Source organism: Chryseobacterium sp. POL2, from assembly GCF_011058315.1.
Classification (GTDB): domain Bacteria; phylum Bacteroidota; class Bacteroidia; order Flavobacteriales; family Weeksellaceae; genus Soonwooa.
On the sequence record NZ_CP049298.1, the window covers coordinates 2,442,492 to 2,468,705 of the forward strand.

Consider the following 26,214-nt stretch of genomic DNA (forward strand, 5'->3'; position numbering starts at 1 on the left):
CAATTATTTGTTAAACTGTTACATTAATTTTTCTCGGTTGATAATTTTTAGCCAAATCAGCAATCGCTTTAATATGAGGTGGCGTTGTACCGCAACATCCTCCAATAATGTTGATTAAGCCTTTTTCTAAATATTCTTTAACTTGTTGTGCCATTTGTTCGGGCGTTTCGTCGTACTGACCGAAAGCATTCGGTAAACCAGCATTCGGATAGGCTGAAATCAAAAATTCTGATTTAGAAGAAATGGTTTCCAAATAAGGCGTTAGTTGTTTTGCTCCCAAAGCACAATTGAAACCAACGCTCAACAAATCCAAATGCGAAACAGAGATTAAAAATGCCTCTGCTGTTTGTCCGCTCAATGTTCTTCCCGAAGCATCCGTAATCGTTCCTGAAACCATAATGGGAATTCGGATTCCTCGTTCTTCAGCAATTTCATCAATGGCGAAAAGTGCTGCTTTTGCATTCAATGTATCGAAAATGGTTTCCACCAAAAGAATATCTGAACCGCCTTCTAACAAAGCTTCCGCCTGTTGTTTGTACGCAATTCTCAATTCATCAAAAGTAATGGCGCGATAGCCTGGATCGTTAACATCTGGACTCAAACTCGCAGTTTTGTTGGTTGGACCAATAGAACCCGCTACAAATCTCGGTTTTTCAGGATTTTGAGCGGTGAACTCATCGCAGACTTGACGCGCTATTTTTGCGGATTCAAAATTCAGTTCATAGACTAAATCCTCCATGTGATAATCGGCCATCGCGATTGTAGTTCCGGAGAATGTGTTGGTTTCGATGATATCTGCGCCAGCTTCCAAATATTTTTTGTGAACCTCAGCAATGGCTTGTGGTTGGGTTAAAGAAAGTAAATCGTTATTTCCTTTCAAAGGATATTCCCAATCTTTGAAACGTTCACCACGATAATCTTCTTCTTCGAATTTGTAGCGTTGAAGCATGGTTCCCATGGCGCCGTCAAGAATCAGTATTTTAGTTGAAAGTTGATGGTAGAGAGTTGATTGTCTCTCCGATATCAAAGTTTTATTATTTATCATTTTCTAATTTTTTATAGTAGGTAATAAATCCACTAATTAATTTTTTACATAAGACAGTTTGGAGCTGAATCGATTTAAAATCATCATCATTGATATAGTTTTGGTCGAGCGCAATATAAAATTGTGTTTCTAATTCATACAAAGACCCTCTGGCAATATGCAAAAACTGAAGTGTATCTTTTACGGTTCTTCTTCCGCATCCCTCAGCGATATTGGATGGAATAGAAATCGCAGCTCTTCGCATTTGATTAACTAAACCAAACAATTCATCTTTTGGGAAATTCTTTGACAAAATGTAAACTGAATTCACAAGTTTTCTAGCCTCTTGTCAAACTTCTAATTCTGTATATTCCTTTTTCATTTTTCTAATAACCAATAACTTTTAACCGATAACTAATTTAATCCAAAGCTTGCCTTAAATCACCAATAATATCCTCCACATTTTCTAATCCTACTGAACAACGCACCAATCCTGGAGTAATTCCCACCTCGTTTCTTTCGTCACCAGAAAGCTTGGAATGTGTTGTGGATGCGGGATGCGTAACAATGGTTCGGGTGTCGCCCAAGTTGGCGGAAAGGGAACACATTTTTATTTTGTTCAAGAAATTTCGACCGCCTTCGCTGCCTCCTTTCACTTCAAAAGCGACAATATTTCCACCTAATTTCATTTGTTTTTTAGCAACTTCATAGCTTGGATGCGATTTTAAGAAAGGATATTTCACCAATTCTACATTCGGATGATTTTCTAAAAACTCAGCCACTTTCAAAGCATTTTCGCAATGTTTCTCAACTCGAATGGCTAAAGTTTCCAAACTTTTACTCAAAACCCAAGCATTAAAGGGAGAAATTGCGGGTCCTGTGTTTCTCGCAAACAAATAAATTTCCCGAATTAAATCTGCTTTTCCGACCGCTACACCGCCTAAAACACGACCTTGACCATCTATTAATTTCGTTGCAGAATGCACTACAACGTCTGCTCCGTACTTAATGGGTTGCTGCAAATAGGGCGTTGCAAAACAATTATCTACGATAAATAAAAGATTGTGCTTCTTCGCGATTTGGGCCAAAAATTCTAAATCTAAAATCTCAATCGCAGGATTGGTGGGTGTTTCAACATAAAGAATTTTGGTGTTGGGTTGGATGTATTTTTCAACATTCTTTTCGTCTTCGGCTTTGAAATAGGAGGTTTCGATATTCCATTTTGGAAAATATTTTGTGAATAAAGTATGCGTTGAACCAAAAACCGACTGGCAACTTACAATGTGATCGCCAGAATTCAACAAAGCGGCAAAAGTGGAATAAATTGCCGCCATTCCCGTTGCGAAAGCGTAACCAGATTCTGCGTCTTCCATTTTCACTATTTTATCGATAAACTCAGTTACGTTGGGATTAGAAAATCGGCTGTACAGATTTTTGTTTTTTTCATCTGCAAAACTTGCGCGCATATCTTCGGCATCTTCGAAAACGAAGCTTGATGTAAGATATAACGGTGTAGAATGCTCATCGAACTGCGTGCGTTCGGTTTGGGTGCGAACGGCAAGGGTTTCGAAATGGTTATCAGTTGTTGGTTGTTGATTGTCGGTACTCATTGTTTTATTTTATTAGTCTACCATTTTATGAACTATTGTTACATTGCTATATTATCTAATTTATTTCGTTTCACTCAATCTTAAAATATCTCCGAAAACGCCACGAGCGGTTACTTTTGCTCCAGCACCAGCTCCCATAATTACAATCGGATTTTCGCCGTAACTTTCGGTATAGATTTCAAAAATAGAATCAGAACCTTTTAGTTGTCCCAATGCGGAATTGGCAGGAACGGAAATTAATTTCACGTCCAATTCGCCTTTGTCTTTTTGCAAATCGCCATGCAAATCTCCGACGTAGCGAAGAACGTGATTCGGTTCTTGATCATCTTTCGTTTTTTGGAAAACCTCATCTAGCTCTTCAATTCTCGATAAAAATTCATCTTTAGAAATTGGAAGAAGTGGTTCTGTAACGAGGTTTTTGATGTTGATATCTTCAAATTCGTTTACTAAATCTAATTCTCTCGCCAAAATCAACAGTTTTCTTGCGACATCATTTCCAGAAAGGTCTTCACGAGGGTCTGGCTCTGTAAAACCTTTGTTCATTGCTTCTTTCACTATGCTTGAAAATTTCTCATCCCGAACTGAAAACTGATTAAAAACATAACTCAAAGTTCCCGAAAAAACACCTTTAATTCGTGTAATATTTTCTCCCGAAAGATGCAGAAGTTTAATGGTGTCAATTAAAGGTAAACCTGCTCCCACATTGGTTTCGTATAAGTATTTTTTGTTATTTTTAGCAAGAATGTTTCTGAAATCTCGATAGTCGGAAATCGAAGAGGTGTTGAAAATTTTGTTAGAAGAAACGATATCAAAACCATTGTCCACAAATTCTGTATAATTTTTAACAAAATCTTTGCTAGCCGTATTGTCCACCAAAACAAGGTTTTCTAGATTGTGATCTTTGGCGTAATGGATAATGTCTTGAATATTAGTTTCTGTATTTGAATAATTGATTTTTTGTCGCCAATCGCTTCTGAAGCCGGATTTATTTAATACCATTTTCTTTGAATTGGAAATTGCAATGATTTTTAAATCAATTCTTTTTCTTGTTAAAATGTCATAGGCCGAATCTAAAATCTGTTCAATTAAAGTAGAACCAACATTTCCATGCCCAATTAAAGCCAGATGAACGACTTTAGGTTTTCCAAAGATCTCGGTTTCGATGATGTTTTGGGTAATTTCCGTTTGGTTATCTGTCACCACAATGTTGACGCGACCAGTTGATGATGCTTGACTTAGTAATAAAGGGAAGATTTTATTACGTTGAAGCTCGGATAGTATTTTTGTATTCTGTTCCGATACAAAACCGAGTACACAAAGGTTATCAATGCTGTAAATATTGCTAACGATGCCCGCGTTTTTTTCATGTTTAAATTCTTTGGAAAGCAATGTTACAGCCGCTTCTGCGTCTTTCTCATCGACCAAAACCGAAACGCCATTTTCTATAGCCTGTTGAGAAATAACGCCAACGCTGATGCCGCCATTGTTTAAAGTGTTAAAAATTCTTGAATCTATACCAATTTGACCAAGGAAGTCCTTGCCTTCGAAATTAACTAAGGCTTTTTTTCTGTATATATTGATGGAGGGTTGATCTGTCATGGTGTTTAGTAAATAGGTTTTAGAAGTTCTTGTAATTGTTTGTATTCCATTAAAAAAGCGTCGTGGCCATGGCTGGATACGATCTCGTCGTAGAAAATATCCTTTTTGTCCTGTTTAATTTTTTCGAAACATTTTTTAATTTCAGATACTGGAAAAAATAGATCCGTATTAATAGCGATGAGGTTGATATTGGCTTTAATTTTTCTTAAATATTTTTCATCCGTATCTATGGTCATCAACAGTTGGTTCATGAGCTTGTAGGCTTTCAAACTAAATCTTTCGTTGAGTTTTTTGCCGTGATAGATAAGCCAATCTTCTGATTCGCGCATGGATTTTTCTGGAAGTATTTTGTTATTAAATCTTTCATTAAGAGATTCTGGCGTTCTGTAACATAACATGGCGTGTACGCGGGCTTTTTCTAAAGGCTTCTCTGCGGAATCTAAAAGGTACTTTTGTACCAAGCATTGTGAATAAAGCCAATCGTGGGTTTTGTAATCTGAGGCAATTGGGATGAAGTTTTCGGCAAGATTTGGTTGTAATGCTAACATTTCCCAAGCAATAGAACCTCCTAGAGAACCTCCAATAATACTATGGAGTCGCTGGATTTTTAAATGTTTTAATCCAAGTAAAAATAGATTTGCAATATCTTTACTCGTAAAGCTTTCATAATCCTCGATAAAAAAATCGTTGTAACCATTGCCAGGAATATTAAAGCTAAGAATACTGTATTTTTTAGTTGAAATAATCTGTTGCGCTCCGATGATATTTTTCCACCAACCTTTGCTTCCAGAAACGGTTGAGTTTCCAGTTAGGGCATGATTTACTAATACAATTGGCGCAGTGCCGAGAGTTTTGCCAAAGACTTCGTAGCTAAGAGGAATTTCAAAGTGTTTTCCTGAAAGTGTTTTGTAATTGATGTGGATTGTTAATAATTCTTTTTTCAATGTTGATGATGTTTTTAAATACATTGAAAATGCCGTTGAGAATGGCTGAAAAAAGAACTTCAGTTGTTATCTGTCCAAAATATTTTGGTAGAACGTAGCACCTTCTTCGCTTTCGCAAAGGGTTGCCAAGGTTTCGTAGGGTCTAGTCCCTCAACCTTTCTGGATAACATTTTCAATATGTGAATGAACGCTTGTGCAAATGTAGCAACTTAATTTTAATTTCCAATAAAAAAATCTAAAAATAACAATATTTTAGAAAATTTTATGGGTAAAGTGTTTTTGTTTTAAGTTTTTATTTAAAATATTCTAATTTCTGATTTTGCTGAGTAGGGGTTTTTTAATCTTTTTTAAACATATTTATTGTGATAAAATTTAATGTTTTGAGAACGCCGAATTTTGTAATTTTGTTAGTGAGACTTTATCATTTTAAATAAAATATTTTGATAAGAATAATAGCAAATGGTAGAATTTGAAAGAATAAATAATCCGAATTGGAAAAAATGGGGCCCTTATGTTAGTCACCGCCAATGGGGAAATGTTCGGGAGGATTATAGTAATAATGGTGATGCGTGGGGATTTACAAACCACAATAATGCCGAAAGTTGGACGTACCGTTGGGCGGAAGAAGGCATTGCCGGAATTTCTGATGACAGGCAGTTGATATGTTTTGCCTAGTCTTTTTGGAACAAAAAAGATGCAATTATCAAAGAGCGTTTCTTTGGGTTGAGCAATTACCAAGGCAACCACGGTGAAGATATTAAAGAGATTTTTTATAATCTCGATAATACACCATCGCACAGCTATATGAAAATGCTTTACAAATATCCTATAAATGCTTTTCCATACGAGGATTTAATTAATACCAATGCACACCGAACCAATAAGGAAAGAGAATACGAAATTATCGATACAGGTATTTTTGATAATGATGAATATTTTGACATTTTTATAGAATATGCTAAAGTTGGAGAAGATGATTTTTTGGTGAGAATTGATGTTCATAATCGTAGTGATAATGATGCGCCTTTGGTTGTTTTGCCAACACTTTGGTATCGTAATAATTGGCGATGGGGTTATAACGATTACAAAGCTCAATTAAAATTTTCTAAACAAGGCGAAATTGATATTCATCATGATAGTATCCCGCTGAAGAAGCTTTATTCCAGAAATAAAAATGTAGAAGCGCTGTTTTGTGAAAACGAAACCAATAGGCCGAAACTCTTCGGGGAAACACACGACGATGGTTTTTATAAAGATGGGATTAATGATTATATCCTCCGTGGCGGAACTTCTGTAAATCCTGAGAAATTAGGAACCAAAGCGGCTTTTCGTTGCGAAGAACTTATACCAGCAAAAGCCAACAAAATTTTTGAATTTCGTTTGTCGCCACATATTCTAGAAGATGCCTTTTGGGATTTCGAAGAACATTTCAATCGCCGTATTCAGGAGGCCAATGATTTTTATGCCCATATTCAACAAGATATAAAAAGTGAAGATGAAAAAAATGTCCAGCGACAAGCTTTCGCGGGACTACTTTGGAACAAACAATTTTACCATTATAATGTCGGGAAATGGCTGACAGGCGATCCAGATAATCCTGTTGAGCGTTTAGGCTATATTAGAAATCATGATTGGCAACATCTGCACAACAAAGATATTATCTCGATGCCCGACAAATGGGAGTATCCTTGGTATGCGACGTGGATTTGGCATTTCATTGCGTAAGTTTTAGTTTGATAGATTCTCTTTTTGCAAAAAATCAACTTTTGTTGCTGACCAAAGAATGGTATATGCATCCTAATGGACAACAACCAGCCTACGAGTGGAATTTCAGTGATGTCAATCCGCCTGTACATGCATGGGCAACGTTTCGTGTTTTTAAGATTGATGAAAAACATAATGGAAAACTTGATTTATTCTTCTTAGAAAGTGTATTTCAGAAACTGTTATTAAATTTCACTTGGTGGGTTAATCGTAAAGATTTGAATGGAAATAATATTTTCGGTGGTGGATTTCTTGGCTTGGATAACATCGGCGCATTTGATAGAAATATGAAACTCACCGAAGGTGAATATCTTGAGCAGGCGGATGGCACGAGTTGGATGGCGATGTATGCGCTTAATATGATGCGTATTGCGATGGAACTGGCGACATACAATCCAGTTTATGAAGATATGGCGATTAAGTTTTTCGAACATTATTTGTACATCGCGGAAGCTATGGAAAATATAGGAAACGAAACCAATGGACTTTGGAATAAAGACGATGGGTTTTTTTATGATCTTTTACAATTGCCAGATGGATCCAGCGTTAATTTAAAACTTCGAAGTATTGTTGGTTTAATTCCGATGTTTGCTGTTGAGGTTATTGAGGATAGTTTGCTAGAAAAACTTCCTAATTTTAGGAAAAGGATGGATTGGGTGTTACACAACAAAAAAGATTTAACGCAATTGGTGTCCAAATGGTATGTTGAGGGCGAAGGTAACAAACATTTGATGAGTATCATGCGGAAAACGCGTCTTAAAAAAGTCTTGGACAGAATGTTGGACGAAAAAGAATTTCTGAGTGATTATGGAATTCGCGCCCTGTCAAAAGTTTATGAAGAATATCCTTTCAAATTCAGTATTGCAGGGTATCATTACGAAGTGGGTTATCTTCCCGCAGAAAGCGACAGTCGGATGTTTGGCGGAAATTCGAATTGGCGAGGTCCAATATGGTTTCCGATAAATTTTTTAATTGTCGAAAGTCTGCAACGCTTTCATTTTTTCTATGGTGATAATCTGAAGGTAGAATTTCCGAAAGCTTCTGAAAATGTCGTTAATCTTAACGAGGTTTCTAAAGGACTTTCACAACGATTGTGCAATATTTTTCTGAAAGACAAGCATGGAAATCGCGCGTTCAACGGTGGCGATTCAAAATTCAATCAAGACCCGTATTTCAAAGATTACATCATGTTTTACGAATATTTCCATGGTGACAATGGTCGGGGTGTTGACGCGTCGCATCAATGTGGCTGGACGGCTACGGTTGCCAAATTATTGAAACCGAGATTTTGATCTTTTTTAATGATTAAAGGAGTATGGATTTTTAATATTTAAAATTGGATCTAAAACATCGGAAATCTTGATTGTTATTAGTATTTTTGAGAAGGATTAAACCCTATTTTTTTACAATATTTATTAAATTAAATTTTAAAATTCTAAGAATGAAAAGTTTTGCAGCCACAGACATTTCGACTTACGAAATGCAGGATATTATGAAATATGCGATTGCGCCGCGTCCTATTGCGTTAGCTTCCACCATCGACTCAGAAGGAAATTGCAATTTGTCGCCGTTCAGTTTCTTTAACATGTTCAGTGCAAAACCGCCGATACTGATTTTTTCGCCATTGCGACAAGGAAAAGACGATCCTAATAAAGACTCTTTACGGAATATTTTGGAAGTTCCCGAAGTTGTGATTGGGTTGGTTAATTTTGATATTGTTCAACAAATTTCGTTAGCGTCGGCGCCTTTCGGTCGCGAGGTTAATGAGTTTGAAAAAGTGGATTTAACAACTTTGGACGCTGACCTTGTAAAACCAAAACTTATCGCAGAATGTCCAGTTAATTTTGAATGTAAAGTTCTTGAAGTGAAAGCGCTTGGTGAAAATGCTGGCGCTGGCAATCTTATTATTTGTGAAGTGCTAAAAGTTCATGTTAAAGATGATTGTTTTGGGGAGGATGGAAAAATTGATCAGGCTAAACTAGATTTGGTGGCGCGGCTGGGTGGCGATTGGTATTCGCGAAATAATGATCAAAATCTATTTAAAGTGCCACGACCAAATAATCAAAATATTGGTATTAATAATCTTCCTTTTGAATTGAGAAGTAGTAAAGTTTTTACTGGAAACGATCTAGGAATGTTGGCAAATATCGATGCGCTTCCTGAAGCTCTGTTTTCTTCCGATGTTGACCATCATAAAAAAGCGCAAAACTTCCTGCTTCAGAACAGAATTGAAGAAGCATGGGAAGTTTTAATTTTAAAATCTTGATAATTATTCCGGGAGTTGATAGCCTCTTTTTTGAGAGATTTCAAGGCCAGCTTGTTTTAGCATTTTTGCGGCGCTTCCGTTGATGCGGTCGTCGAGTCCACCGATTTTTCCCATAATGGTTAAACCGGCAATCATGGTGTTGGAAAAGTCAAAAATAGGAACCGAAATTGCCGTGAGATCCGATAAGATTTCTGCGCGACCTTGGCTGATACCGTCTTGTTTAACGGTCTCAAGCATTTCTTTCACTTTGTTAAGATTGTTTTCCAGGTCAAGTTCTCCTTTGTTGCTCTTGATTTCTTCGATAATCATCGGCATCATTGAGCTATGGGGAAGATGTGCCGCAAAGTTTTTACCAACTGCTGAGGTGAGAATAGGTAATACACTTCCGATTCTTAAATCAAATAAAGTTTCGCTATATGTGCCGTCCAATCTATAGATAATGGTTGGGCCGCGGTTACCCCAAACGCCTAAAAATATGGTGTGTCCCAAGTCGTTTGCGAGTTGACGCATATGGGGTTTGCAAAGTTCTGCAAGATCGGATTGGTCGAGATAGGCAAGTCCGAGTTTCAAACAAGAAGTGCCCAAGCTGTAAAAGCCAGTATCGGGATTTTGTTGTACAATTTCTTCTTCCTGAAAACTGACAAGATAAGAGTGGATTTTGCTCGGGGAAAGTCCAATTTGCTCTGAAATTTCTTTTAACGGTAACGGATATTGAGATTGCATTAATGCTTTTAATATAGAAAAGCCAACATTAATTGATTGTATGCCTCTTTTCTTTTTGCCTTCCTCCATGTGATTCTAAACTTTTTACAAAATTAATAATTTTAATGCCAGTTTTATTATAATTAAATAATAAGGCTCTACATTTTCCGTAAAGCCTTTTGTTTTTAGTATTTTCCTGAAAGTAAAGCTCCTGCATTAGGAACTTTTGCTTCGAGTCCTAGTTCTTTTAACATTCTATAGGTTGTAGAGATTGCGGCGGTAATAACTGGTAAGCCAGATTCGTCTTCTACAAATTGTACCGATGGTAAAGATGGCATCTGGACACAAGCTGAAAGTACGATTGCCTCTACACCGTCGAGATTTAGTTTTTTATAAATTTCTTTTAAATTCTCCGGATCCAAAGCTGCAACTTCCAGATTGTCGGAAACCTCTAGTGCGATCCAATCTTTTACAGTAAAACCTTGATCTTCTATATAATCAACAACCATTTGTGTCAAAGGCTTCATGTAGGGTGCAACAACGGCAATGTTTTTTACGCCCAATGTTGTAAGGCCTTCTATCAATGCGCCGGCGCTCGTTACGATAGGTGTGGGATAATCGTTTTCTACTGTTTTTTTATAAAGGCGCTCTTGAGAAACGCAATGATAGCCTTTTCCCATAGACATGATCGCTACCAAGCAGGCATAACCCATAACATCTACGTGAGCATCAGAAAGTTCTAAAGCGCATAAGTCTGAATTAGCGTCCATTTTTGCAAGTTCTTCTTTGGTAACATGTTTCATTCGCATTCTTGCAGAGTGAAATGTAAAACGTTCAGGAAAAATGCTTTCGCGAAGTCTAAACATTGCAGGGATTTCCGTTTCCATCGTTACGTTCGAGCTTGGCACGATTTGTCCAATACGGTAATTTAATTTCTTTGCCATGGTTTAAGCTTTAACAATGTAATTTTTTAAAGTTCCTAATTTGTCAATTGTGATTTCTACAACGTCGCCTGGCCACATGAATTCTTGAGGCTCGCGACCTGCGCCAACACCTGCGGGAGTTCCTGTTGCGATGATATCGCCGGGTTCAAGGCTTATAGACTCGCTGATGTCTTCGATGATGTCGTTAACATTGAACAACATGAATTTTGTATTCCCGTTTTGTTTTTCAACGCCATTTACTTTCGTTGTAATTTGTAAATCGTGAGGATTGCTTAGTTCGTCAGCTGTGATTACATAAGGACCCATTGGTGCGTAGGTGTCTTGACCTTTCGAAACAATCCATTGTCCAGAACGGCGACAATCTCTTGCGCTAATGTCGTTGATAATAGTATATCCAAATACGTAATCTAGAGCTTTTTCTTTTGAAACTTGTGTTGCTTTTTTGCCCATGATAACGGCCAATTCGCCTTCCCAGTCCATTTGTTTGGTAACATTTTCATTGTGCTTGATAGCATCACCTGGGCCGATAACTGTTGTCGGAGGTTTTGAGAAGATAACACATTTCTGTGGTAGATCTTTTGAGGTGTCGAGTGTTCTTGCGGATTCTGCTACGTGCTCTGTGTAATTAAGTCCAATTCCGAAAATGTTCTTGCGTGGTTTCGGTATTGGGGCGGTAATAATTGCGTTGGATAAAGGGATGCTTGTTGCCACCAAGCTTCTAGCCTCGATATTTTTTAAAGTTTCTGCTACTGCTTTTACTGCTGCTGGTCCAAGATCAATAAATTCCAGCATTGTTGACGGTAGGTCGAGATCGTTTTCGATGCCCCAAGATTCCATGTCAATAATGAGATCTTCGTGTACAATTCCTAATCTGATTTCTGATTCGATATCGCTTCTAAAACTTACTAACTTCATAATTTTATATTTTATTTTAATTGCTGGTGTCCTTCTGGGTGTGCTTTTTCTTGATAAAAACCTAATTTTTCCACGGTTGGTAAATCATTGAAAGAGAATAAATACAACTCTTCTGTTTCGGATGTGTTAGCGAATTCGTGATACAGCCAAGATGGAATGCAGAAAGTGTCTTTTTCTTTAAACTCATATTTAATACCGTCTATGATAACATAACCTTGGCCTTGTGCAACTTGAAATACAAAAGAACCGGTATGTTTGTGGGCTTTGGTTTTTTGTCCAGGTTTTAGCATTTGCATAGTAGCGCCCATTGTTAGCATAGGATGTCCACCTGTTAGAGGATTGGCGTATCGCATGATGTAGGCGTCATAAGCTGTGCCTTCGCTAACTTGAGCTAGATTTTGTAAAGCTTTTTGTGTATTTTCCCAAGAATATTTGAATAATGGTGAGTAAGGTTTGTCCCATTCTCGGTCTATTGGGATAACGCCAGCACCTGAGTAGCTCATTGGTGAATAATTTTCTGCGACAACCAAATCTTGTCCGCCAGCTTCTTCTTCCAATACAGCATAATCATTTGCTTCGAAAGCGTTAATCATCGGAATGTCCAAGCCGTCTAGCCAAATGCAGGTTTGTCCATCTTTTTCTACGCCATGCTCATGCCATGCGCTATTTGGTGTAATCACAAAATCGCGAACGCCTAGTTCTATTTTGTTGCCGTCAACAATAGTGTAGCCTTTTGCGCCTTCCATGATGAAACGAAGCGCAGATGCTGCGTGGCGGTGCGCGGGTGTGAACTCGCCAGGTTGCGTTATTTGGATGCCGGCATAGAGTAGTCCGACAGCGGCTTTTTCCTTGATTCTATTCTTATTTTGAAGATAAACAACGCGTCTGCCTGCTTCGCCAGGAGTTACCAAACGTGCCGCTTCCAAGACAAATGGACGTAACTTTTCGTAGCTCCAAAACATAGGGGCGGAAATGGTATGTGGTTCCCATGGTTCGATATCGTTGGCGACAGTCCATAACGCGCCTGTGTCCATGTCTTGTAGTTCTTTATAATATATTTCTAGTTCTTCGGAGCTTTTTACTTTAGCTCTACCATAGATGTCATCGCTGTAGTTAGTTTCCATAAGTTTGATTTTTATTGTAATCTAATTCTTCAATTGTTTCATAAAACTGAGCAGGAGTTTGGGGTGTGGTATTCACTTTAAAGTCAAAGATATCAAATCTGTTATAGTGACCCAAAATGTCGTGCATCTGTTTTGGTTGGATGCAAGCGGATAAGTCTATTTCAGCGTAAGCAATGCCTTCTTTGTCAATTAATGGTTCGCCAATAACTTGCCCGTTAGGGTCGATGAAGCCTGAAAATGCAGAGTTTTCTCTTTGGAATAATGATCGACATTCTGGATTTTCTTCTTCAAAAAGTTTAATAATATCCTCATTAATTGTACTGCAAGAGATAATGGTGTAAAGTTTACCCTCGAACGAATGAGCGGCTGCACGAATTTTTATAGCTTCAGCCATATTGTAGTCAACTGGTGCTACAGGAAGGCTGATGTAGTTGGCGATATGGATCAGTTCTCCTTGAGAAATTAAAGCAAAACGGGCTAAGGTGTTCGTGTTTTCTCCGCACGCCAGAGTTCCTAATGGGCCAACGGAAGTGTCATAAACTTTAAGAGAAGAACCGTCGCCACCAGTCCAAGTTAGCTTTTCTGCCCAAGTCGGAACCAGCTTTCTGTGCCTTCCCAAAAGTTGACCTTCGTTTGAGATAATCAAATTGGTATTATATATAGTACCAGTCTTTCTGTTTTCTTTTTCGTTAATTCCGATAACGACATTGATGTTGTTGAGTCTTGCGGCATCAAATAATTTTTGTAGCCTCGGATCGTCAATGGCGATAGAGTTTTCATATAATTTTTTAAACCATTTGCTGCCCTTTACCGGATTCATAATCCAATTCCAATATGGGTAAGCGCAAATGAAAACTTCTGGAAATGCTACTAGTTCGGCGCCATTGCTTGCTGCTTCTGCTATCAAATTGCAGGCTTTATCAATGGTCGCTTCGATGTCAAAATATACTGCGCTGGTTTGTACGGTTGCAGCCTTGAATTTTCCTAACATGATTTGGTGTGATTTTTTACTTTGATTCAAAAATATAAAATTGATTTCAATAATGGTGAATAAAAATATAAAAAAATCAAATAAAATTTTGATTTAAATATTATTTGGCTGAAAATCAAATAACTAGAATAATTCAGCAAAAAAAATATGCAAATATTGAATTTATTTTACCAATGTTGAATTTTTTTTATACATTAGCAAAACCCAAACATTACAAAATATTAATATGAAAATTCATTATTATGGTTCAATTAAAAGATAAAGTATTTATAATAACGGGGGGCGTTGCTTCAATCGGTTATGAGATTGCAAAGAAAATGATTGATCTAGGGGCTAGAGTTGTGATTGCTGATATTGCAGATGATATGGGCAAGGCGGCCCAAGAGCGCTTAGGAGAACACGCGTTCTTTGTTCATACAGATATTACTAAAGATGAAGATTGTGAAAATCTGATTCAGCAATGCGTAAATAGATTCGGTAAAATAGATGTTTTAGTAAATAATGCTGCATCTTATGGTGATGATGGCGCTAAGACCACTCGTGAAACATGGCTCCATACACTTAATGTAAATGCTGTTGCGGCAGCAATTTTGGGTGAGATGGCACGTCCTTATTTGAAGGCGTCAAAAGGTTGCATTGTTAATACGGGCTCAATATCTGGAGCTTTTCCTCATATTGAACGCTGGGCCTATCCTGTATCAAAGGCAACATTAATCCATCTTAATAAAACCCAGGCTGTTGAATATGCAGCGGACGGTATTCGTGTTAACATGGTGCGTTTAGGGCATGTTTGGTCTGCGCCTTTCGAAGGTTTAACTCAGAATGATCGTGCGCATGCGGATAAAGTTACGAAAGCTTATAATCTTATTGGTCGTGTGGCTAATGGAGAAGAAATAGCGAATGCGGTAGCTTTTGTAGCGTCTGATGATGCTAGTTATATGACGGGTTCGGAGATTGTTGTGGATGGTGGCTATAGTGCTATGGGGCCAGAGCAACATTATCCGTTGATGTCAAAATTAATGAAAAACCAATAAGCAAATTATAATATATGTCAAGAAAAGTTTCAATTGTAGGTGCGGGGCAATCCGGCCTGCAGCTAGGTTTAGGCTTAGTACAAAAAGGTTACGATGTAACAATTTATAGTAATCGTACGCCTGAGCAAATTAAAAATGGAAAAGTAATGTCGAGCCAGTGTATGTTTGACATGGCTTTGGAAAATGAAAGAGAGTTAGGTATTAATTATTGGGAAGATACTTGTCCGCCAGTTGAAGGCTTGGGTATCACAGTGCCTCATCCAGAAAAACCAGGAGAAAAATTATTCACTTGGGCAGGGAAATTGGATAAGCCTGCATATGCAGTCGATCAACGTATCAAGATGCCTTACTGGATGGAGAAATTTGAAGAAATGGGTGGTAAAATCATCATTAAAGATGTTGATGAAAACGATCTAGAAGATATTACTGCAGAAAGCGATTTGACCATTCTTGCAGCAGGTAAAGGAAGTATTGTGCAAATGTTCGAGAGAGATGCTGAAAAAAGTATGTATGACAAACCGATGCGTGCTTTGGCGTTGACTTATGTGAAAAACATGGAACCTAATAAGCCATTTTCCAAAGTGGCATTTAATTTAATTCCTGGTGTTGGAGAATATTTTGTTTTCCCAAGCGAAACTATTAATGGTTCTTGCGAAATTATGGTTTTAGAAGGTATTGTTGGTGGTCCAATGGATTGTTGGCAAGACATCAAAACACCAGAAGAACACTTGGCTAAAAGTTTAGAAATTCTTAAAACCTATTTACCTTGGGAGTACGAACGTTGTAAAAATGTAGAGTTAACAGATGATAACGGTATTTTGGCAGGACGTTTTGCGCCAACGGTGAGAAAGCCAATAGCGACACTTCCTTCTGGTAGAAAAGTTTTCGGAATTGCGGATGTTGTTGTTGTTAATGATCCAATTACAGGACAAGGTTCTAATAACGCTTCGAAGTGTACCAAAATTTATTATGATTCTATTTTAGAAAGAGGCGATCAAGCTTTTGATGAAGCTTGGATGCAAGGTACTTTTGACCAATATTGGGAAGCTATTAAAGACGTAGCACTTTGGACAAATACATTGCTAGGCCCACCGCCACCACATATTCTTAAATTCTTAGGTGCGGCAGCTTCTCAACCAAAATTAGCACATTTGTTTGCTAATAATTTTAATGATCCTAGACAATTCTTCCCTTGGTGGTTGGATCCAGTAAAGACTGACGAATTAATCGCTGAAAACGCTTAAAATAAAACTTATGGAAATTAAAGAGTTTGACAGCAGAGCCTTTCGTAATGCCTGTGGGACTTTTACTACAGGTGTTACAATTATCACGAGTAAAAAAGAAGATGGTACAGTGCATGGGATGACGGCTAATGGGTTTATCTCTGTTTCTTTGGATCCGCCATTAATTGCCGTTTCCATTGGTAACAATCAAAAGATGCTCGAGACGATTAAAAATTCTGGCGTATATGGCGTAAGTATTCTTAAAGATGATCATTTGGAGCATTGCAACCACTTCGCAGGAAAACACAATCCAGACTTGGTGGTAGATTTTGTTGAGTATGACGACGTTCCTGTTTTGCCAAATGCCTTAGCGCATTTCGTAACCAAAGTTCATTCCTCGCATTTGGCGGGCGATCACACCCTTTATATTGGGGAAGTTTTAGATTTTTATTCAGAAGAAGATGGTAATCCCATTCTTTTTCACCGAGGACAATTTAGAGAATTAAAGTAATTTAATTCCATTTCAAATTTCAAAATATTATAATGAGTTCACATCCTTTTACAGAAAAAAATAAATTTATACTTGGTACATTCTCAACCAATTGCGGCGGTGGAATGACCGTTTCCAAGCTTGATGACCGTTGGAAAGCAACTTGGGAAAACAATGAAAAACTTGCCGTGTTGCTTGACGAGGCGGGTATCGATTTTATGCTTCCTATCGCACGTTGGGTAGGTTATGGTGGTGAGACAGACTTTCATGGTGAGGTTTTAGAAACAGTAACTTGGGCAACTGCTTTGCTGGCAAAAACTAAAAACATCCAGATTTTTGCAACCGTTCATACTGTTGCTAATCATCCTTTGGTGTTAGCGAAACAAATCGCAACCATGGCAAAAATAAGTGGCGATCGCGTCGGTCTTAATATCGTTGCTGGTTGGAATAAGCCAGAATATGATGCCTTAGGTTTAGATTTACCAAACGATCACGAAACGCGTTATGCTTATGCGCAAGAATGGATTGACTTTGTGAAAAAATTATGGACAACAAAAGAAAGGTTTGACTGGAACGGAACGTATTTTAAAACCAAAGGAAGTTACGGAAATCCATTGCTGGAAAAAACACCGCCAATTCTTAATGCGGCAGGTTCGCCACAAGGTCGTTCTTTTGCAATTAATAACGTGAATTATCTTTTCACACCAGCCATTGATCTTGAACGTTCTAAAACTGAAATCGCTGAACTTAAAAAACAAGCAGAAGCAGAAAATAAAAAAATCGGTGTGTTGACTTTCTCTCATGTAATCTGTAGACCAACAGAGGAAGAAGCGCTTGCCGAAAAGAAAAGAATTCTTGATAATATTGATGACGGTGCTGTTGACAATCTGGTTAATTTGCAGTTTGCACACGCGCATAGTTTTCCTCATGATTTGTTAGCGGAGATTAGAGAAAGCATGGCACTTGGACATGGCGGCTTCCAGTTAGTTGGGACACCACAGCAAGTTGCGGATAAGATTTGTGCTTTGCATGATGCCGGCTTTGGAGGAACAACTTTGTCGTTTTTCGATTATGTAAAAGAGTTTCCATATTTTAGAGATAATGTTTTGCCGATCTTGGCAGAGAGAGGTATTAGATAACTTATATAGCATTTAGCTTAAAATTATTTTTCATGAAAATAACGGTAATTGGAGGAGGACCAGGTGGAATGTACTTTTCAATTTTAACAAAGAAAAGAATTCCAAATGCGCAAATTGATATTTATGAACAAAACAAACCCGATGATGCTTTTGGTTTTGGAGTAGTTTTTTCGGACGAAACGCTTAGTGAGTTTTTGTCTTACGACGAACGTTCTTATGAGTTAATCCGAAATAGCTTTGCCTATTGGGATAATCTGGACGTTGCCCGTGATGGAGAAATTGTCAGGATTGAAGGGAATGGCTTTTGTGGATGCTCTCGCAAAACTTTGCTAGAGCTTTTGCAACAGCGCTGCAAAGAAGAAGGTGTTAATCTTCACTTTGAAACCCGCGTTAACGATGTATCACAATTTGATGATAGCGATTTGGTTTTATTTGCTGACGGTATTAGTTCTTCCATGCGTGGAAAATTTGAAAACGAATTTGGTACCGAAACAGAAATGCGTAAAAACCGTTTCATCTGGTGCGGAACAAGCAAGCCTCTAGACGCTTTTACCTATTTTTTTAGAAATACACCTTACGGTGCTTTTTGTGCGCATTCTTACCAATATGAAGAAGGAAAAAGTACGTTTATTTTCGAGTGTTCTCAAGAGACTTACGACAAAGCGGGTTTTGTAGAACAGGATGAAGCGGGTTCTTTAGCAAAATTGGAAGAGCTTTTCAAGGAAGAATTAGATGGTCATAAGTTGATTGGTAATCGATCTTGGTGGCGTACTTTTCCTAGAGTTTATAATGCCAATTGGTATTTTAACAACAAAGCACTGATTGGTGATGCCAAAACATCGGCCCATTATTCTATTGGATCAGGAACCAAATTGGCGATGGATTGTGCGATAGGACTTTCGGATGCCGTGGTTGCCAATCAAGACAATATGCAAAATGCATTAGAGGATTATACCAAACGCCGCAGAATGCCAGTAGATATGATTCAGCATGCTGCAGACGTTTCTTTGATGTGGTTTGAAGATATGGACCGTCACATGAAGTTGGATTTTGACACTTTCAGTTTTGCGGTGATGTCTCGAAGTAAAAAAATTACCATCGAGAATCAAGCGCGCCGTGATAAGAAATATGCAGAACGAATTATTCAGAATTTTAATAAAAGAATTGGGTCAGAAGATCTTAATACGCCTCCTGCATTTACGCCTTATCAATTAGGAAAATTAACATTACACAACCGCATCGCTATGAGTGCGATGGGGCAATACAAATCTGTGGACGGTATTCCTGGTGAATGGGATTTCGTGCATTTGACCTCACGTGCTGTTGGTGGTACAGGTTTAATAACTACAGGTTTGGCGGCAATTTCACCAACGGGAAGAATCACGCCAGGTTGTTATGGACTTTATAATGACGAACAGGTTACAGCTTGGAAACGCATTACAGAGTTTATCCATCAACATACAGATTCTAAAATTGCTGTGCAGATTGGGCATTCGGGCAGAAAAGGTTCTTGCCAATCGACTAACTTAGGAAAACATCTTGAGGAAGGCGCGTGGCCATTAATTTCTGCAGATGCAATTGCCTTTCGGCCAGAATTTCCAACGCCAAAAGCAATGGATATTGAGGATCTCAAAACGGTGAAAATGGAATTTGTTGATGCAGCTAAACGCGCTCTGGAAGCTGGTTTTGATGCGGTGGAATTACAAATGCATAATGGGTTTTTATTGGCTTCATTCCTTTCGCCTTTGACCAATAAGAGACAAGACCAATATGGGGGAAATATTGAAAACCGAGCGAAATATCCTTTAGAAATTGTAAAAGCGATAAAGGAAGTTCTTGGCGATGTTCCTTTAATTGTTAAACTAAATGTGATCGACTGGCATCCTGAAGGTATTACAAAAGATGAGGTGGAATATGTCGCAAAACAATTGAAATCTTTGGACGTTGATATGTTAAATGTAAGTACAGGAAATACCGTAATCGATCAAAAACCGTTTATGGGAAGAATGTGGCAAACACCATTTTCCGAATGGATCAGAAATACAATTGATATTCCAACCATGACTTCTGGTCGTATTGAAAGCATTGATCAAATCAACACCTTGTTGCTAAATGCGCGCGCGGATATGGTTGCTTTGGGACGTTCTCTGTTAACAGATCCTTATTTTGTTCTTACAGCTAAAGCTTATGAGCAATACAAAGCAAATGATCCCATGTCAATTGGTGCACCATATCCTTATATGGGAGGCGTTGCAACAGAGTACATGAAAGCTAAAAAAGACCGTGAAGAATTTGAACAAATGAAACGTGAATTAAAACCAGTAAGTCACCAACTTCAAAAATAAAACATACACCAATGAACAATTTATTAGATATTTTAAAAACGAAAAAAATTGTTGATCTAACACATACACTTAACGAAAGTTTTCCAGCCTTAGCGCTTCCACCAGAAATGGGGCAAGTCGCAACTTTCAAAAAAGAACAAATCTGCCGTTATGACGAAAAAGGACCGGGTTGGTACTGGAATAACTTTACGGTCGGCGAGCATTTTGGAACACACTTCGATGCGCCCTCACATTGGATAACAGGAAAAGATCATAGCAACAATACTGTTGACAACATTCCAGTGGAAAATATGATGGCAGGCGCTTGTGTAATAGATGCAAGTGCAGAAGTTTCAGAAAATCCAGATTTTGTATTAACACCAGAATTTATCCAAGAATGGGAAAAGCAACATGGCGAACTCGAGAAAGGTGCGTGGGTGTTATTCCGTACCGATTGGAGCAAAAGAACCTTGGATGAAGCTTTTACAAATACAGATGAAAATGGACTAAATCATACACCAGGACCAAATAAAGAAGCGGTGGAGTATATGATTTCTAAAGAGGTGTTGGGCTTCGGTGTTGAAACCGTTAATACAGATGCCGGGATGTCTTTTACTTGGGAGTTTCAATTGCCGTGTCATACGTTGATGCATGGTGCAGGGAAATATGGTTTGCAATGTTTGAAAAACCTAGATCAATTACCTCCAAAAGGAGCAGTAATCGTTGCAGCACCGTTAAAAATTGAGGACGGTTCTGGAAGCCCGCTAAGAGTTTTAGCAATTGTTTAAAAAAATCTTATTATTTTTTAGTTTGAATTAAATTAAAATGTTGGAGTTATGGCTGAACGTTCGTTTAAGCAAGAAGTTGAAAAATTACGATTAAAAGAAGGTGAAATTTTCCATGGAGAAGGGATTTTAGCCGTAACTAAAGCCTTGCTGCAATGTGGTGTTGGCTATGTTGGTGGTTATCAGGGGTCGCCGATTTCGCATCTTATGGATGTATTCGCAGATGCAGATCCACTTTTGAAAGAACTGGGCGTTTATTTTGAAAATAGTGCCTCGGAAGCAGGTGCGGCAGCCATGTTGTCGGCATCTGTAATGTATCCCGTGCGTGGTGCGGTAACATGGAAGTCGACGGTTGGCACCAATGTAGCTTCGGATGCGCTTTCAAACTTGGCGTCGTCTGGTGTTACGGGTGGAACAGTGGTTATTATCGGTGAAGATTATGGCGAAGGTTCGAGTATTATGCAGGAAAGAACACATGCTTTTGCGATGAAATCTCAGATGTGGTTGATCGATCCACGACCAAATTTACCAAGCATTGTCCACTTTACGGAAAAAGCGTTTCAGCTTTCGGAAGCGAGTAACACGCCCGTTTTTTTGGAATTGAGAGTTAGATCTTGCCATTTGTACGGGCAATTTGTGGCCAAAGACAATCAAACACCAAAATATACTTTAGCGGAGGCGCTTAACAATCCAATTCGGGATCTCAATAAAATAGTCCTTCCGCCAGCGTCGTTCCTACAAGAGGAAGATAAAATTAAACGTCGATTACCGGCTGCTATTCAGTTTATTAAAGATAATAAAATGAATGAATTTTTGTCGGGAGATCGTGAGGATATCGGAATAATCGTTCAAGGGGCTTTGTTTAATAACTTGAATCGCGCATTAATTCAATTCGATTTATCAGATCATTTGGGTAATGTCAAGATTCCAGTGTATGTGATGAACGTAACTTATCCTGTGATTGATGATGAGGTTTTAGAATTTTGTAAAGGTAAAAAAGCCGTACTTCTTGTTGAAGAAGGTCAACCTAATTATATCGAACAAAGTATTGGTTTGACCTTGTTCCATAAGGAAGTGAAAACAAAACTTCACGGTAAAGATTTGTTACCGATGGGTGGCGATTATACCATCGGACGATTGGAAACAGCCTTGTCGGAATTTTTTAATCTTTATCAAAAAGAAATTGAAATCTCAGAACGAGAAGGTTCTATTAACATTTTGGCGGAAGATGCCAAAGCTTTATCAGAAGCAGTACCTGCAAGACCGGCAGGTTTTTGTACTGGGTGTCCAGAACGCCCAATTTTTGCAGCCTTAAAATTGGTGCAACAAAATATGGGTGACTATCACGTTTCGGCAGATATTGGTTGTCATTTGTTTTCTATTTTACCCCCATTTAATATTGGTGCTACCACGATGGGTTACGGTTTAGGTGGCGCTTCGGCTTCGGCATTTAATATGGACTTTGTCCGAAAAGATAATGGACAAAAACGCGTTATTTCCATAATGGGAGATGGCGGATTTTGGCACAACGGTTTGACAACAGGTATTACCAATGCTGTTTTTAATAATAATGATGGTTTAACAATTATTATTGATAATAATTATGCTGCAGCAACGGGAGGGCAGGATGTACCATCGTCTAGATTTAATAATAAAATCCGAACGATTAATAATCCGATTGAAAAAGCAGTTCACGGTGTTGGCGTCAAACATGTCGATTTTATTGATAATACTTATGATGTTGACAAAATGGTAAAAGTAATTACCAAAGCTTTAACGTCAAACGAAAAAGGTCCAAAAGTTATTATTGCACAATCCGAATGTATGCTGAATAAGCAACGTCGTGATAACAAAGTGAAAAAGAAAAAACTAGAAGAAAAAAAACGCGTTGTCAACGAGAAGTTCGGTATAGATTCCAAAGTTTGTACAGGCGATCACGAGTGTATGCGACTTTCGGGCTGTCCATCGTTGACGTTGACCTACAGCGATAATCCGCTGCGCGAAGATCCTATTGCAACAATAGATTCTTCTTGTGTGGCTTGTGGTAATTGCGGTGAGGTGGCAGAAGCAGCAGTATTATGCCCATCATTTTATAAAGCACAAGTGGTTAAGAACCCAACAAGTTGGGAAAAGTTTAAACACAACGTGAAGCAAAGTATTTTTAGTTATTTACAAAATAGAAGAGAGAAAAAAAGACAATTGGCATGAAAACTTTAGAACCTATTAAAATAGCTTTATTAGCAGTTGGAGGCGATGGTGGCGGCGTTCTTACAGGTTGGATTGCACAACTTGCGGAGAACAATGGCTATTTTGTTCAATACACTTATATTGCGGGAGTTGCCCAAAGAACGGGCGCAACTGTTTATTATATCGAATTATTTCCAACCAAAAATCTGCAAGATAACGTAGCAGAAAAAACGCCCGTACTTTCACAAATGCCAGGCCCACACGATGTGGATATTTTGATGGCGACAGAATTAATGGAAGCGGGTAGATCCATTCAACGCGGCTTTGTTTCCAAAAAGACAACGATGATTTTCTCGACCAACCGTAACTTGGCGATTCGTGAAAAAGAAAGTTCGGGAGATGGCATTGCAGATGGCGCGAAAATTTTTGAAATGACCGAAAAGTATTCTAAAAAATCGCTATTCGGAAATCTTAAACTCATTGCAACCAAAAACGGAAGTATTGTATCTTCTAGTTTGTTTGGAGCTTTGGCAGCAAGTGGAACGTTGCCGTTCTCTAAAGATGAATTTATCAAAGTGATCGAAACTTCTGGCGGAAAAGGCATCAAACAGAGTCTTAACTCTTTCAATGAAGCTTATCAATATATTAAAGATTTTATTTCGCAGCCCAAACCTTATCTGCCGGATATACGTCCTGCGGTGTTCCAGGCTTTACCAACGTCGGTTTCATCTAAAAAATTAAATGAAATTTTAGAAGAAGTGAAATCAAAATTTCCTATGGAAACGCATGACGTCGTTTGGCATGGACTTAATCATGTTATCGATTTTCAGGATTTAAAATATGGAAAGGTCTATTTGGACAAAGTTTTACAAATATTAAATTTAGATTCTTCGGATAAAAATTATCAGTTAACAAGACAAACCGCGAAGAACTTAGCTGTAGGAATGGCTTATGACGATTTGATTTTTGTGTCTGACGAAAAAACCAAAAAATACAGACAAAAAGAAGTCTATCAACAAGTTGGTGCCAAAGAAAACGAAATCGTTAATACATTAGATTATTTGCATCCAGGCTATGAGGAGGTTATCGGGTTTTTACCGGCGAGCTTGGGCAAAAAGTACATCGATAATGAAAAAATGCGCGACTTTTATAAACGAAAGTTTGACAAAGACAGAAGAATGCACTCGACAGGATTGTTTAATTTTTTGATGCTTTATGTGATGGGAGGCATGCGCGGATGGCGTATGAAAACTTTCCGTCATTATGAAGAGATGGAGAATGTCGATCAATGGTTAGAAAGAATAAAAACGATTACTAAAGTTAATTACAACTTAGCCGTTGAAGTTGCCAATTCTTATCGACTGAAAAAGGGTTATGGCGATACTTATAAAAAAGGACATTCCAAATTTGCAATGCTTAATAAATATGCAACAGATTACATGAATGTTCCGAATATCGAAGAAAAAGTTCAGCACATCTTGTCGGTGGCTATTCAGAATCATGACAAAAAAGAAACCGAAAAACTTATCGCAAACCTATAAGGTTTAATAATTTAATAAAAATCATTGTATGTCAAATTACCATACTATTCTTGTTGGAGGAGGAATCAATAACTTGGTTTGCGCTAGTCTTCTAGCAAAGTCTGGAAAATCGGTATTGCTTCTAGAAAGAACCGAATTTCTTGGTGGCTGCATCCGTAGCGAAGAATTGGCAGGATGTATTATCGATAGCCTTTCCACGGCATATCCATTGTTTGTGACCTCGCCAGCGTACGCCGCTTTGAAAGAGGATTTGGACAAAGAAGGTGTCGAGTTTGTTTCTACAACCACGCCAACAGGAACGGTATTGTCTAATAAATCTTATGCTTTAATTACGACGGATAAAGCAACAAACGATAAAACCTATAATGGGCTTTTTGATGGTGATGGGAATCGTTATCGCGATCAAATTGCTTTTATTGAACAAAATGCGGATTTGCTTTTTTCTTTTTTAGGAAAAGATTTGATGACTACTTCCATGGCGACTTATCTTGCGAAATACGTTTGGAAGAATAAAATTAAAAATACAACCGAGAAAGTCGGCTCTTTCGTGGCTAATGTCAGAAACGATTTTCCGAGATATTATAAAGGAAAAGAATTGCAAGCTTGCCTTGCACCTTGGATTTTGCATACAGGTCTTGCCCCAGAAAGTCCTTTTTCATCAACGATGGCGAAGATTATAGCTTTTACAGTAGAGTTGGTAAGTTTACCTTTGGTGAAAGGTGGAAGCTACAAAATTGTCGATGCTTTTAAAAATATTATCGAAAAAAATGGCGGCCAAATTTTACTTAACCAAGAAGTTGACGAAATTTTAGTAGATGTTGACGAGAAAGTAAAAGGCGTTCGTACCAAAGATGGAAAAGCTTTTGAATCCAAAAACGTTGTTGCAAGTGTTACACCAAAACAACTTTATGGAAATCTATTAAAATCTTCAGCAAAAGTTTCTAATGAGGTGAAAAATGATGCCGAAAATTATCGCTTCGGGATGGGAAATATGCAGATTCATGTGGTGATGAATGAAGAACCGAAATGGTATGACGAGGCGCTTTCCAAAGTTACCTATTGCCATCTTTCGGATGGTATTAATGATATTTCCAAAGCTTGTATCCAGGCGAAATGCCAAGAATTACCAGAGCAACCAACCATTGCTATTGGGCAGCCAACTGCGACAGATCCTACTCGTGCAAAAGATGGCAAACATGTTTTGTGGATTCAGCTTCCAGAATGTCCTAATTTTCCAGTAAAAGACGCTGCAGGACAACTGTCGCATCTTTGCAATGGCGAATGGACTGAAGAACTCAAAGAAGCTTATGCAGATAGGGTTTTAGAAAGAATTAGTCAGTATATTAGTAATGTTAAATCAGCTTGTGTCGCAAGAAAAGTTATTTCACCGAAAGATTTAAGTGAGCTAAATATTAATCTTGTTGGTGGCGATCCGTATGCCGGATTGTGTGAGATAGAACAGTATTTGGTTTTTAGACCTTTGAAGTCAACAAAAAATCATACAACGCCAATTAAGAATCTTTACCAAAGTGGTGCTTCAACACATCCAGGGCCAGGATTGGGCGGAGGGTCTGGCTTTTTAATAGCTCAAGCTTTAAAATAAAATTT

The 26,214-nt window shown here is 38.1% G+C and carries 23 protein-coding genes and 1 riboswitch; of the genes, 13 read left to right on the top strand and 10 right to left on the bottom strand.

Annotation, left to right across the window (positions count from 1 at the left end):
• Window positions 1-10: 10 nt before the first annotated feature.
• The 5 genes from G6R40_RS11330 to G6R40_RS11350 form a co-directional block, all read right to left on the bottom strand.
• Window positions 11-958, bottom strand: coding sequence for a homocysteine S-methyltransferase family protein (locus tag G6R40_RS11330; RefSeq protein ID WP_410497363.1), 948 nt, complete (start codon window positions 956-958; stop codon window positions 11-13).
• Between the two features lie 76 nt (window positions 959-1,034).
• Window positions 1,035-1,355 (bottom strand): four helix bundle protein, encoded by a 321-nt coding sequence (locus G6R40_RS11335; RefSeq protein WP_228455851.1) that lies wholly within the window; start codon window positions 1,353-1,355, stop codon window positions 1,035-1,037.
• A gap of 88 nt (window positions 1,356-1,443) precedes the next feature.
• Window positions 1,444-2,634 (bottom strand): O-succinylhomoserine sulfhydrylase, encoded by a 1,191-nt coding sequence (locus tag G6R40_RS11340; protein ID WP_165135496.1) that lies wholly within the window; start codon window positions 2,632-2,634, stop codon window positions 1,444-1,446.
• A 60-nt stretch (window positions 2,635-2,694) separates the two neighbouring features.
• Complete coding sequence (locus G6R40_RS11345) at window positions 2,695-4,233, bottom strand: ACT domain-containing protein (RefSeq protein WP_165135499.1); 1,539 nt, start codon at window positions 4,231-4,233, stop codon at window positions 2,695-2,697.
• Between the two features lie 5 nt (window positions 4,234-4,238).
• Window positions 4,239-5,177 carry an alpha/beta fold hydrolase gene (locus tag G6R40_RS11350; protein ID WP_228455852.1) on the bottom strand — a complete coding sequence of 313 codons (939 nt, stop codon included), beginning with the start codon at window positions 5,175-5,177 and terminating at the stop codon, window positions 4,239-4,241.
• Between the two features lie 63 nt (window positions 5,178-5,240).
• Window positions 5,241-5,347: riboswitch (SAM riboswitch) on the bottom strand.
• A gap of 289 nt (window positions 5,348-5,636) precedes the next feature.
• Between G6R40_RS11350 and G6R40_RS15330 the strand changes: the two genes are divergently transcribed.
• The 4 genes from G6R40_RS15330 to G6R40_RS11360 all read left to right on the top strand — a co-directional run bounded on the left by G6R40_RS15330 (window position 5,637) and on the right by G6R40_RS11360 (window position 9,207).
• Window positions 5,637-5,852 (top strand): hypothetical protein, encoded by a 216-nt coding sequence (locus tag G6R40_RS15330; RefSeq protein ID WP_317164508.1) that lies wholly within the window; start codon window positions 5,637-5,639, stop codon window positions 5,850-5,852.
• A 48-nt stretch (window positions 5,853-5,900) separates the two neighbouring features.
• Complete coding sequence (locus G6R40_RS15335) at window positions 5,901-6,902, top strand: hypothetical protein (RefSeq protein WP_317164509.1); 1,002 nt, start codon at window positions 5,901-5,903, stop codon at window positions 6,900-6,902.
• A complete protein-coding gene (locus G6R40_RS15340; RefSeq protein WP_317164510.1) occupies window positions 6,809-8,233 on the top strand; it encodes an MGH1-like glycoside hydrolase domain-containing protein in 1,425 nt (474 codons plus the stop codon). The genes G6R40_RS15335 and G6R40_RS15340 overlap by 94 nt, the downstream gene beginning before the upstream one ends.
• Before the next feature lie 149 nt (window positions 8,234-8,382).
• Window positions 8,383-9,207, top strand: a complete 825-nt coding sequence (locus G6R40_RS11360; protein ID WP_165135505.1) for a flavin reductase family protein — start codon at window positions 8,383-8,385, stop codon at window positions 9,205-9,207.
• 3 nt (window positions 9,208-9,210) lie between these two features.
• Here G6R40_RS11360 and G6R40_RS11365 read toward each other — a convergent pair whose 3' ends face one another.
• The 5 genes from G6R40_RS11365 to G6R40_RS11385 form a co-directional block, all read right to left on the bottom strand.
• On the bottom strand, window positions 9,211-9,999 hold the full coding sequence (locus tag G6R40_RS11365; protein WP_165135508.1) for an IclR family transcriptional regulator: 789 nt from the start codon (window positions 9,997-9,999) through the stop codon (window positions 9,211-9,213).
• 95 nt (window positions 10,000-10,094) lie between these two features.
• Entirely contained in the window at window positions 10,095-10,853 is a 759-nt protein-coding gene (locus tag G6R40_RS11370) for an Asp/Glu racemase (protein ID WP_317164511.1), read from the bottom strand.
• Window positions 10,854-10,856: 3 nt separating this feature from the next.
• Complete coding sequence (locus G6R40_RS11375) at window positions 10,857-11,768, bottom strand: fumarylacetoacetate hydrolase family protein (protein WP_165135511.1); 912 nt, start codon at window positions 11,766-11,768, stop codon at window positions 10,857-10,859.
• A gap of 11 nt (window positions 11,769-11,779) precedes the next feature.
• The gene (locus tag G6R40_RS11380; RefSeq protein WP_165135514.1) at window positions 11,780-12,892 is read right to left on the bottom strand and encodes a cupin domain-containing protein; all 1,113 of its coding nucleotides are present in this window, start codon (window positions 12,890-12,892) and stop codon (window positions 11,780-11,782) included.
• Window positions 12,882-13,883 (bottom strand): carbon-nitrogen hydrolase family protein, encoded by a 1,002-nt coding sequence (locus G6R40_RS11385; RefSeq protein WP_165135517.1) that lies wholly within the window; start codon window positions 13,881-13,883, stop codon window positions 12,882-12,884. Before G6R40_RS11385 ends, G6R40_RS11380 begins: the two co-directional genes overlap by 11 nt.
• Before the next feature lie 242 nt (window positions 13,884-14,125).
• Here G6R40_RS11385 and G6R40_RS11390 point away from each other — a divergent pair, with 242 nt between their 5' ends.
• From G6R40_RS11390 to G6R40_RS11430, 9 genes are read left to right on the top strand one after another with little or no spacing between them, the layout of a single operon-like run.
• The gene (locus tag G6R40_RS11390) at window positions 14,126-14,917 is read left to right on the top strand and encodes an SDR family oxidoreductase (protein WP_165135520.1); all 792 of its coding nucleotides are present in this window, start codon (window positions 14,126-14,128) and stop codon (window positions 14,915-14,917) included.
• 14 nt (window positions 14,918-14,931) lie between these two features.
• A complete protein-coding gene (locus G6R40_RS11395; RefSeq protein ID WP_165135523.1) occupies window positions 14,932-16,161 on the top strand; it encodes a styrene monooxygenase/indole monooxygenase family protein in 1,230 nt (409 codons plus the stop codon).
• A 10-nt stretch (window positions 16,162-16,171) separates the two neighbouring features.
• Entirely contained in the window at window positions 16,172-16,651 is a 480-nt protein-coding gene (locus G6R40_RS11400; protein WP_165135526.1) for a flavin reductase family protein, read from the top strand.
• A 32-nt stretch (window positions 16,652-16,683) separates the two neighbouring features.
• Window positions 16,684-17,769 (top strand): LLM class flavin-dependent oxidoreductase, encoded by a 1,086-nt coding sequence (locus G6R40_RS11405; protein ID WP_165135529.1) that lies wholly within the window; start codon window positions 16,684-16,686, stop codon window positions 17,767-17,769.
• A gap of 32 nt (window positions 17,770-17,801) precedes the next feature.
• The gene (locus G6R40_RS11410) at window positions 17,802-20,114 is read left to right on the top strand and encodes a bifunctional salicylyl-CoA 5-hydroxylase/oxidoreductase (protein ID WP_165135532.1); all 2,313 of its coding nucleotides are present in this window, start codon (window positions 17,802-17,804) and stop codon (window positions 20,112-20,114) included.
• A gap of 11 nt (window positions 20,115-20,125) precedes the next feature.
• Window positions 20,126-20,881, top strand: coding sequence for a cyclase family protein (locus G6R40_RS11415; RefSeq protein WP_165135535.1), 756 nt, complete (start codon window positions 20,126-20,128; stop codon window positions 20,879-20,881).
• A gap of 48 nt (window positions 20,882-20,929) precedes the next feature.
• The gene (locus tag G6R40_RS11420) at window positions 20,930-23,086 is read left to right on the top strand and encodes an indolepyruvate ferredoxin oxidoreductase subunit alpha (protein WP_165135538.1); all 2,157 of its coding nucleotides are present in this window, start codon (window positions 20,930-20,932) and stop codon (window positions 23,084-23,086) included.
• Window positions 23,083-24,606 carry an indolepyruvate oxidoreductase subunit beta family protein gene (locus G6R40_RS11425; RefSeq protein ID WP_165135541.1) on the top strand — a complete coding sequence of 508 codons (1,524 nt, stop codon included), beginning with the start codon at window positions 23,083-23,085 and terminating at the stop codon, window positions 24,604-24,606. Before G6R40_RS11420 ends, G6R40_RS11425 begins: the two co-directional genes overlap by 4 nt.
• A gap of 28 nt (window positions 24,607-24,634) precedes the next feature.
• On the top strand, window positions 24,635-26,209 hold the full coding sequence (locus G6R40_RS11430; RefSeq protein WP_165135544.1) for a phytoene desaturase family protein: 1,575 nt from the start codon (window positions 24,635-24,637) through the stop codon (window positions 26,207-26,209).
• Window positions 26,210-26,214: the final 5 nt, after the last annotated feature.